Source organism: Neisseria sp. 20925_1_37 (assembly GCF_041433255.1).
Classification (GTDB): Bacteria; Pseudomonadota; Gammaproteobacteria; order Burkholderiales; family Neisseriaceae; genus Neisseria; species Neisseria flavescens_D.
The window spans coordinates 1-7,633 of record NZ_JAPWBC010000023.1; the positions used below are offsets into that span (position 1 = coordinate 1).

The 7,633-nt window shown below is 46.1% G+C and carries 9 protein-coding genes; 6 read left to right on the top strand and 3 right to left on the bottom strand.

Going from position 1 to position 7,633, the window contains the following annotated elements; all coding sequences use genetic code 11:
- Positions 1-263: 263 nt before the first annotated feature.
- Positions 264-1,493: a tetratricopeptide repeat protein gene (locus O3661_RS10455; RefSeq protein ID WP_371493376.1), complete on the top strand. Its 1,230-nt coding sequence runs from the start codon at positions 264-266 to the stop codon at positions 1,491-1,493.
- 45 nt (positions 1,494-1,538) lie between these two features.
- On the top strand, positions 1,539-2,717 hold the full coding sequence (gene coaBC, locus O3661_RS10460) for a bifunctional phosphopantothenoylcysteine decarboxylase/phosphopantothenate--cysteine ligase CoaBC (RefSeq protein ID WP_371493377.1): 1,179 nt from the start codon (positions 1,539-1,541) through the stop codon (positions 2,715-2,717).
- 75 nt (positions 2,718-2,792) lie between these two features.
- Here the strand turns inward: coaBC and era are convergent, their stop codons facing one another.
- Together era and rnc are read right to left on the bottom strand one after the other, a co-directional pair.
- Complete coding sequence (era, locus tag O3661_RS10465) at positions 2,793-3,722, bottom strand: GTPase Era (RefSeq protein ID WP_371493378.1); 930 nt, start codon at positions 3,720-3,722, stop codon at positions 2,793-2,795.
- Positions 3,723-3,784: 62 nt separating this feature from the next.
- The gene (gene rnc, locus O3661_RS10470) at positions 3,785-4,504 is read right to left on the bottom strand and encodes a ribonuclease III (protein WP_371493379.1); all 720 of its coding nucleotides are present in this window, start codon (positions 4,502-4,504) and stop codon (positions 3,785-3,787) included.
- 253 nt (positions 4,505-4,757) lie between these two features.
- Here rnc and O3661_RS10475 point away from each other — a divergent pair, with 253 nt between their 5' ends.
- The 3 genes from O3661_RS10475 (at position 4,758) to nusB (ending at position 6,204) form a co-directional block, all read left to right on the top strand.
- A complete protein-coding gene (locus O3661_RS10475) occupies positions 4,758-5,081 on the top strand; it encodes a DUF2185 domain-containing protein (RefSeq protein WP_293192529.1) in 324 nt (107 codons plus the stop codon).
- Positions 5,082-5,174: 93 nt separating this feature from the next.
- Positions 5,175-5,654, top strand: a complete 480-nt coding sequence (gene ribH, locus O3661_RS10480; RefSeq protein WP_371493380.1) for a 6,7-dimethyl-8-ribityllumazine synthase — start codon at positions 5,175-5,177, stop codon at positions 5,652-5,654.
- Positions 5,655-5,775: 121 nt separating this feature from the next.
- Positions 5,776-6,204, top strand: coding sequence for a transcription antitermination factor NusB (gene nusB / locus O3661_RS10485; RefSeq protein WP_003748564.1), 429 nt, complete (start codon positions 5,776-5,778; stop codon positions 6,202-6,204).
- A 117-nt stretch (positions 6,205-6,321) separates the two neighbouring features.
- On the opposite strand, the gene O3661_RS10490 is transcribed toward nusB, so the two are convergent.
- The gene (locus O3661_RS10490; RefSeq protein WP_371493381.1) at positions 6,322-6,732 is read right to left on the bottom strand and encodes a type IV pilin protein; all 411 of its coding nucleotides are present in this window, start codon (positions 6,730-6,732) and stop codon (positions 6,322-6,324) included.
- A 287-nt stretch (positions 6,733-7,019) separates the two neighbouring features.
- Here O3661_RS10490 and O3661_RS10495 point away from each other — a divergent pair.
- Positions 7,020-7,633: efflux RND transporter periplasmic adaptor subunit (locus O3661_RS10495; RefSeq protein ID WP_371493382.1), on the top strand; the 614-nt coding region annotated here is incomplete at its 3' end.

Consider the following 7,633-nt stretch of genomic DNA (forward strand, 5'->3'; position numbering starts at 1 on the left):
CAAAACAAAACCAGTCAACACCCAACTTCAAAAAAATTAAAATTTTTTCACAACTATCTGTATTTAAATAATTTAAAATTTATTGGATTTTATCGTTCGATAGATAAAACAGATATCCAAAGATAAATAGTCCTGCAGTTTTACTCTTAATTGCCACATTCAAACACTCTATATCTCTATACTACTGGTGCTTTAGTCCCATCTACTCTTACAATCTCTACTTTCTCCAATAAAACAATCATAAATTTAGAATAGTCCCTATTATGAGTAACGAAAAGATTCAACAAAAATTTGAACAAGCATATCACTCTTTTATCGAAGAGGAAAATTACGAGGAAGCGCTTAAACGCGCCGAGATTCTTTGCCTTCTCAATCCACAATCTGTCGAATTTCATCACAAAGTTGCTTATGCCTATCTGAAGCAATTGAAATGGGAAAAAGCCACTGAGGCTGAAATGAAAACGCTAGAGCTGGATAGCACCTATATTCCTGCTTTGGATTTACTTGCCCATGCTTACGGCGCTCTAGATAACTGGGAAAAAACCGGATTTTACGGTCATCAAGCTTTGGTTCTAAAAGATAAAGCCATCCCAGACCTAGAACATGAAATCATTCCAACACCAGCTCCAAAAAACGGCAAACGGATTATCTCCTTTTCTTTATTTGGCAATAATTCCAAATATATTGAGCCTGCCGTATTAAATACCCAGCTTGCGCCTGTGCTTTTCCCCGGTTGGACATGTCGTTTTTATGTCGACGATTCTGTATCAGCTGAAGCTATTCAACGATTTAGAAATAACGGTGCAGAAGTGATTAAGGTTGGCACTCCATTAGACAACTGGCCGGGTACGATGTGGCGCTTTCTTGCCATCAATGATCCCGAGGTTGAATACGTTATTTTCCGTGATGCAGATTCTATTATTTGTTATCGTGATGCAGCGGCCGTATCCGAATGGATAAAAAGTGGCACACTATTCCACACTATTCGCGACTCAGGCTCGCATACTGCCCTAATTCTTGCGGGTATGTGGGGCGCTAAAGCGGGCGCAGTCCCAGATATGCAGGAAAGGATTCAAAACTTTGTCGACAAGGGCTATCCTTCCAGACATTTTGCCGACCAAGATTTTCTAGAAAAAGAATTGTGGGCCTATATCCGTCAGAATCTGTTTGCACATGACAGATTATTTGATTTCTGTAATGCACACGAAATTCCCGGCGAGTTCTACTCTAATTATCAAATCGCTTTCAGCGAAGGGGTTACCAGCTTTAACGCAACGACTGATTATGAAGACGGCAGTCTGGCAAGATGGACGCTGTACTCCAGTGCTTCGCCTTTGGTCAATCCGGACTACTCACTCAATGTTGTTCCTGAATTTAAGGTCTGTAGTTATGTGACTGAAGTGAAAAACGGAGCGGTTTCAGCGTTCTTGCCGAAGAGATATGGCAATGCGATTAAAGCAAAACTAGCCAGAATCAACATCGAACAAATCTAATTTTGATTTGATTCCTATATCTCTCATTTCATGAACCCATTATTTATGAGCAAACACATTCTCCTCGGCATTACCGGCGGTATTGCGGCGTATAAATCGTGTGAACTGGTCAGACTGCTGAAAAAACAGGGACATTCTGTTTCGGTGGTGATGACGGATTCTGCGACGGAATTTGTCTCTCCGCTGACTTTCCAAGCATTAAGCGGCAATCCCGTGTTATCGGACACCTATTCAGGCGCTTCCAATAATGGCATGGCACACATCAATCTGACGCGCGAAGCCGACGCATTTCTTATTGCGCCTGCAACTGCCAATACGATTGCCAAAATTGCCAACGGATTAGCCGACAACCTGCTGACTACTTTAGCCGCAGCCAGAAAATGTCCTTTGGCCATTGCGCCTGCAATGAATGTTGAAATGTGGAACAACCCTGCCAACCTGCGCAATATTGCACAACTGGCTTCAGACGGCATTACCGTGTTTTACCCAAACAGTGGCGAACAGGCTTGCGGAGAAACAGGCACTGGCAGAATGGTCGAAGCGGTCGATCTGGCAGATTTGTTAGAGGATTTATGGACACCCAAGCTATTGAGCGGCAAAAAAGTTCTGATTACCGCCGGCGCAACATTTGAAACCATCGATCCTGTCCGCGGCATTACCAATATTTCCAGTGGACAAATGGGCATGGCTTTAGCGCGTGCGTGCCGTGCTGCCGGAGCGAAAGTCACGCTGATTTACGGTCAAATTCAGACAGCCTTGCCCGCAGGCTTAACTCATTCTGAACAGGCTGTCAGCGCAGAAGCCATGTATCAGGCAGTTCACCGCCATATCCATGAACAAGATGTCTTTATTTCCGTTGCAGCCGTTGCAGACTACAAAGTCAAAAACAGCAGCAACGAGAAACTAAAGAAAAACGGCAATCAGCCTCCGGTTATCGAGCTGACGGAAAATCCGGATATTCTCGCATCCGTTGCCGCCCTGCCTTCCCCACCATTCTGCGTCGGCTTTGCTGCAGAAAGCCATCAGGTTTTGGAATTTGCTCGGGCAAAACGTTTGCGTAAAAACGTACCGATGCTGGTGGCCAACCAAGTCTCTGTTTCCATGGGCAAGCCAACCAATCAAATCACCATTATTGATGACCTTGCCGAAACCTCATTTCCGGAAACATCGAAACGCCAAGCAGCAGATGAAATCGTCCAACGCCTGGCTGAATTGTTGTCTTGATAAAACAAAAAACAAAAGGCCGTCTGAAAATTTTTCAGACGGCCTTTTGTTGGCCTTTTGTTTGAATACATTAAATTACAAACCCAATTCGCGCAGGAAACGAATATCGTCTGCCCAACCGGATTTTACTTTCACCCAAATCTTCAAAAAGACTTTGGTATCAAACAATTTTTCCATATCAAGGCGGGCTTCAGTAGAAATTTTCTTCAATTTCCCCCCACTCTTGCCAATCAAAATCGCCTTTTGGCTGTCTTTATCGACCAATACCGCGATATAAATACGGAACAGTCCGCTTTCCTCTTCCTCAAACTGCTCCACTTCAACATTCATCGCATAGGGCAACTCTTCGCCCAAATAGCGGAACAATTTTTCGCGCACAATTTCCATCGCCAGGAATCGGCTGGATTTATCCGTCACCATATCTTCCGGATACATCGGGATACTTTCCGGCAGATACGGCTTGAGCAGTTCCAGAAGATTGGCAATACGCAGGCCATGTTTCGCGCTGACTGCCTCGCTGGCAGTAAATTCAAACTCTTGGCGTACTTCATTGATAAAAGCCTCAAGCGCAAATTTATCTTTGGCTTTATCTTTATCGATTTTATTGACCACCAATACCACAGGCGTATGCTTAGGCAACTGCTTCAACACCACGCGGTCCGCATCGGTAAAGCGCATGGCTTCCACCACAAAAACCACCACATCCACGCCGCTCAACGCTTCGGTTACGTTTTGATTAAGACGGTCGTTCAAAGCATTGCGGTGATTGGTTTGAAAACCCGGCGTATCGACAAACACAAATTGCGCCGTATCGTCGGTGTAAATACCGGTTACACGGTTGCGCGTGGTTTGTGCTTTTTTACTGGTAATACTGATTTTCTGACCGATTAAATGGTTCATCAACGTGGATTTGCCGACATTTGGTCGACCCACGATGGCCACAAAGCCGCAACGATAATCTGTCGGGTGTTGCGACTCGTTTTGTAAGAAGGTTTCGATATCCATTTATATGACTTTCTTGATTGTTTCAGACGGCCTTTGCATTTTCTCAAAGGCCGTCTGAAATATTATTTTTTAGCTTTTTTCAAAGGAAACTTCTGTTCCAACCACTCTAAGGCTTCACATGCCGCTTTTTGCTCAGCCACTTTCCGACTGCTGCCGCGTGCATTGCAGATGAAACCAAGTTCGCCCAAATCGCAGGAAATCACAAACATCGCATCAGCCGTCTGCTCCGCCTGCTCTTCGATTCGGTATTTCGGCAGGGCAAAGCGGCGTGCCTGCAAGGCTTCCTGCAAAGCGGTTTTACTGTCTTTCTTGCCGATATTCAAATCCGCACGTTTCACGCGTTCCGCAAACAAATGGCGAACCACTTTTTCCGCCGCAGAAAAATCAGTGTCAAAGCTGACCGCCGCAAACATTGCCTCCATTGCGTCGGCCAAAATCGAAGGCCGTCTGAAACCACCGCTCTTCAACTCGCCGGCCCCTAGATACAAACCGTCGCCGACATTCATTTCCAACGCGATTTCAGCCAACACGCCTTCATTCACCAAAGCCGCGCGCATCCGCGACAACTCACCTTCCGACAATTTCGGAAACGCGTCAAACAACATCCGCGCCACGGAATAGTTCAAAATCGAATCGCCGACAAATTCAAAACGCTCATTGTGTTTGGCATTGTAGCTGCGGTGGGTCAAAGCCTGCTGAAGCAGCTCCATATTGCGGAACTCATAGCCCAGACGCTTTTGAATCGCTCGATGCGCCTGCTGTTTGAGCAAATCAGGTTTCATTCCATACTTTCAAAAAACAGCCCGAAAATACGCCTCATCCGCAGTGAAACAAAATAAAAAGGCTACACCGGCAACTTTTTTATTTTGGCTCATTGTTTCTCGCGTCCCTCAAGCCGATAAACAATCAAAAGCCGTCATGTTCAAATCTGACGGCACTTACCGACATTGTACCATCAAACCGCCCCTGCACACATCCGTGCGGAAAAGCGGCGAATCGTGTAAAATCATGCCAAATTATCTCTTTGCCAACTCCATGAACAAATTTGCCCAAGCATTGGCCGCAGCGCTCGACCGCTGCATCGTTACCAACACCGTCGCCGAACAAGGCGAGCCCGTCGGCTTCCTCTACCGCGAAGCCCCCGTATTTGAAAACGACAGCGGCTGGCGTATTTTCAGCGGCGACGAAACCGACGAATACACCGACAATCCCGACAATTTCAGCATTGTCAGTCTCTCCGCCATTACCGCAGACAATCCCGACATCGCGCCCCTGCTGACTCAGGCAGAAGGCTGCGCGTGGGAATTGAACGAAGACGGCGAGTTCCAAGCCGTTGCCGATTGGCAGCCGCAAGAATAATCCATCCCCATTTTGTTTCAGACGGCCTTCTTTATAACAAGGCCGTCTGAAACCGAGCCGAATCCCTATTTCACAAATATTGAAGGAATCATCATGAACATTATCGAACCACGCCTCGATGGCACCAACTTGCGCATCGGCATCGTTCAAGCCCGCTTCACCAACGAAATCGGCAGCGAAATGGTCAAAGTATGCTGCCGCACCCTAAAAGAATTGGGCGTATCCGAAGACAACATCACGCTTGCCACCGTTCCCGGCGCGCTTGAAGTGCCTATCGCGTTGATGAACCTCGCTTCATCCGAACAATTCGATGCCCTGATTGCTATCGGCGTTGTCATTCGTGGCGAAACCTACCACTTTGAATTGGTATCCAATGAGTCCGGCGCAGGTGTCAGCCGCGTTGCCCTTGACTACAACATCCCTATCGCCAACGCCATCCTGACGACCGAAAACGATGAACAGGCTGTCGCACGCATCGAAGAAAAAGCCTCCGATGCCGCCAAAGTTGCCGTAGAATGTGCCAACTTGGTCAATCATCTTTTGTCAGAACAATACGAAGACAACGAAGAATAAGCTTCTCTTCGTATTGAATACCGCATATTTTCAGACGGCCTCTCAATCATGACATTGAGGCCGTCTGAATCATTCAATATTCAGCCGTCAACCATCGGCACTCTCTTCACAAGGAATACCCATGAAAAGCCCACGCCGCCGCGCACGCGAGCTTGCCGTACAAGCTATTTATCAAGCAGGCATCAACAAAACTGCCGCTCCTGAAATCGCTAAAAACATCCACGAACTGTCCCAATCTTCCAATATGGATGAAGAGCTGTTCAACAAACTGTTTTTCGGCGCGCAAACCCATGCCGAAGAATACATGGAAAAAATCAGCCCCCTACTCGACCGCGACGAAAAAGACCTCAGCCCTATCGAACGCGCCGTTTTGCTGGTTGCCTGCCATGAGCTGAGCACCATGCCTGAGACCCCATACCCCGTCATCATCAATGAAGCCATCGAAGTTACCAAAACTTTCGGCGGTACCGATGGCCATAAATTCGTCAACGGCATCCTCGACCAACTGGCTTCCCGCATCCGCCCTGACGAACCGCGCCGCAAAGGCTAAAATTGACTTCATATCGGGTCGGGATTGCCGATCTTTGCCCTGTTTAAGCTAATGTGCTTATACAGCCAAACCATCAAAAAGGCCGTCTGAATTTCAGACGGCCTTTTATACTTCGATTTATTCTGATTTTGGCATTTCATAACCGGGACAGTTTTGCTTGTCGCTGCTTGCCCAGATGATACCGCTGTCGTTGTAAAAAACGGTACAAGTTTCATCGGCATTGGTTTCTTTATTGGGTACAGCCTTCAAAATATAACCTGAATCGGAAGGATCCGAACCTTCGGAAAAACTAATATCGAAATATTGATTCTGCTGCAAATTTTCAGGAGGAAACCCTACAAAAGTACTTTTTTGAGTGTAGTAGCGTTCAAGTTGTTGGGCATTATGCAGCATCTGTGTGCGGACGGATGCGAGACGCGTTTGGCGGATGTAGTTTTGATAAGACGGATATGCGATGGTAGCAAGAATGGCTGCAATCAAAACGACTATCAGCAGCTCGATAAGCGTGAAGCCTTGTTGGTGTTTCATTTTATTTGTGTCGTTAATAATTAGAATAAGACATAAATATTATAGTCGTTTTCTTGCGGCTTAAATGTTCAGATTCGGAGGAAGTTTGGGAATTTATGTAAACGAGGTACAAGTTCTGAAAAATATTTTCATCCTTTTATTTTTTATTTCAATAAGTTAAATTTCAATTTGAGCCGACCGTCTCTTGGTTGGCCTTGGTCTTTACAGTAAAATCCAGTTGTTTTTTGTCTCCAACATACATTTATTGTTTGTCTGCAACGTTATTTTATTGAATTGGTTCCTTTTATATGTCTAAAGTTTTCAAGTGGGCGGCCGGTACGGCTGTTGTAGTAGCAGCAGCTTTCGGCGGCTGGTCTTTGATGAAGCCTGAGCCTCAGTCTTCTTTTATTACTGAAGTAGTCAAACGCGGCGATATCCGTCAAACAGTGTCGGCAACCGGAGAAATCTCACCTTCCAATTTAGTATCCGTAGGCGCGGAAGCTTCAGGTCAGATTAAAAAACTGTATGTGAAACTGGGCCAACAAGTGAAAAAAGGCGATCTGATTGCGGAAATCGACTCAACCAATCAGATCAATACCTTAAATACCGAAAAATCCAAACTGGAAACCTATCAGGCAAAATTGGTTTCTGCCGAAATCGCGCTTTCCAGTGCGGAGAAAAAATATAAACGCGAACTTGCCTTATGGAAAGAACAGGCAACTTCCAAGGAAAACTTGGAATCTGCACAAGACTCTTTAGCCGCAGCTAAAGCGAATGTCGCCGAACTGAAGGCCTCCATCAAACAATCCAAAATCTCGATTAATACGGCTGAATCCGAACTGGGCCACACGCGGATTACCGCCACCATGGACGGCACCGTGGTCGCCATTCCTGTTGAAGAAGGCCAATCCGTCAATGCGGC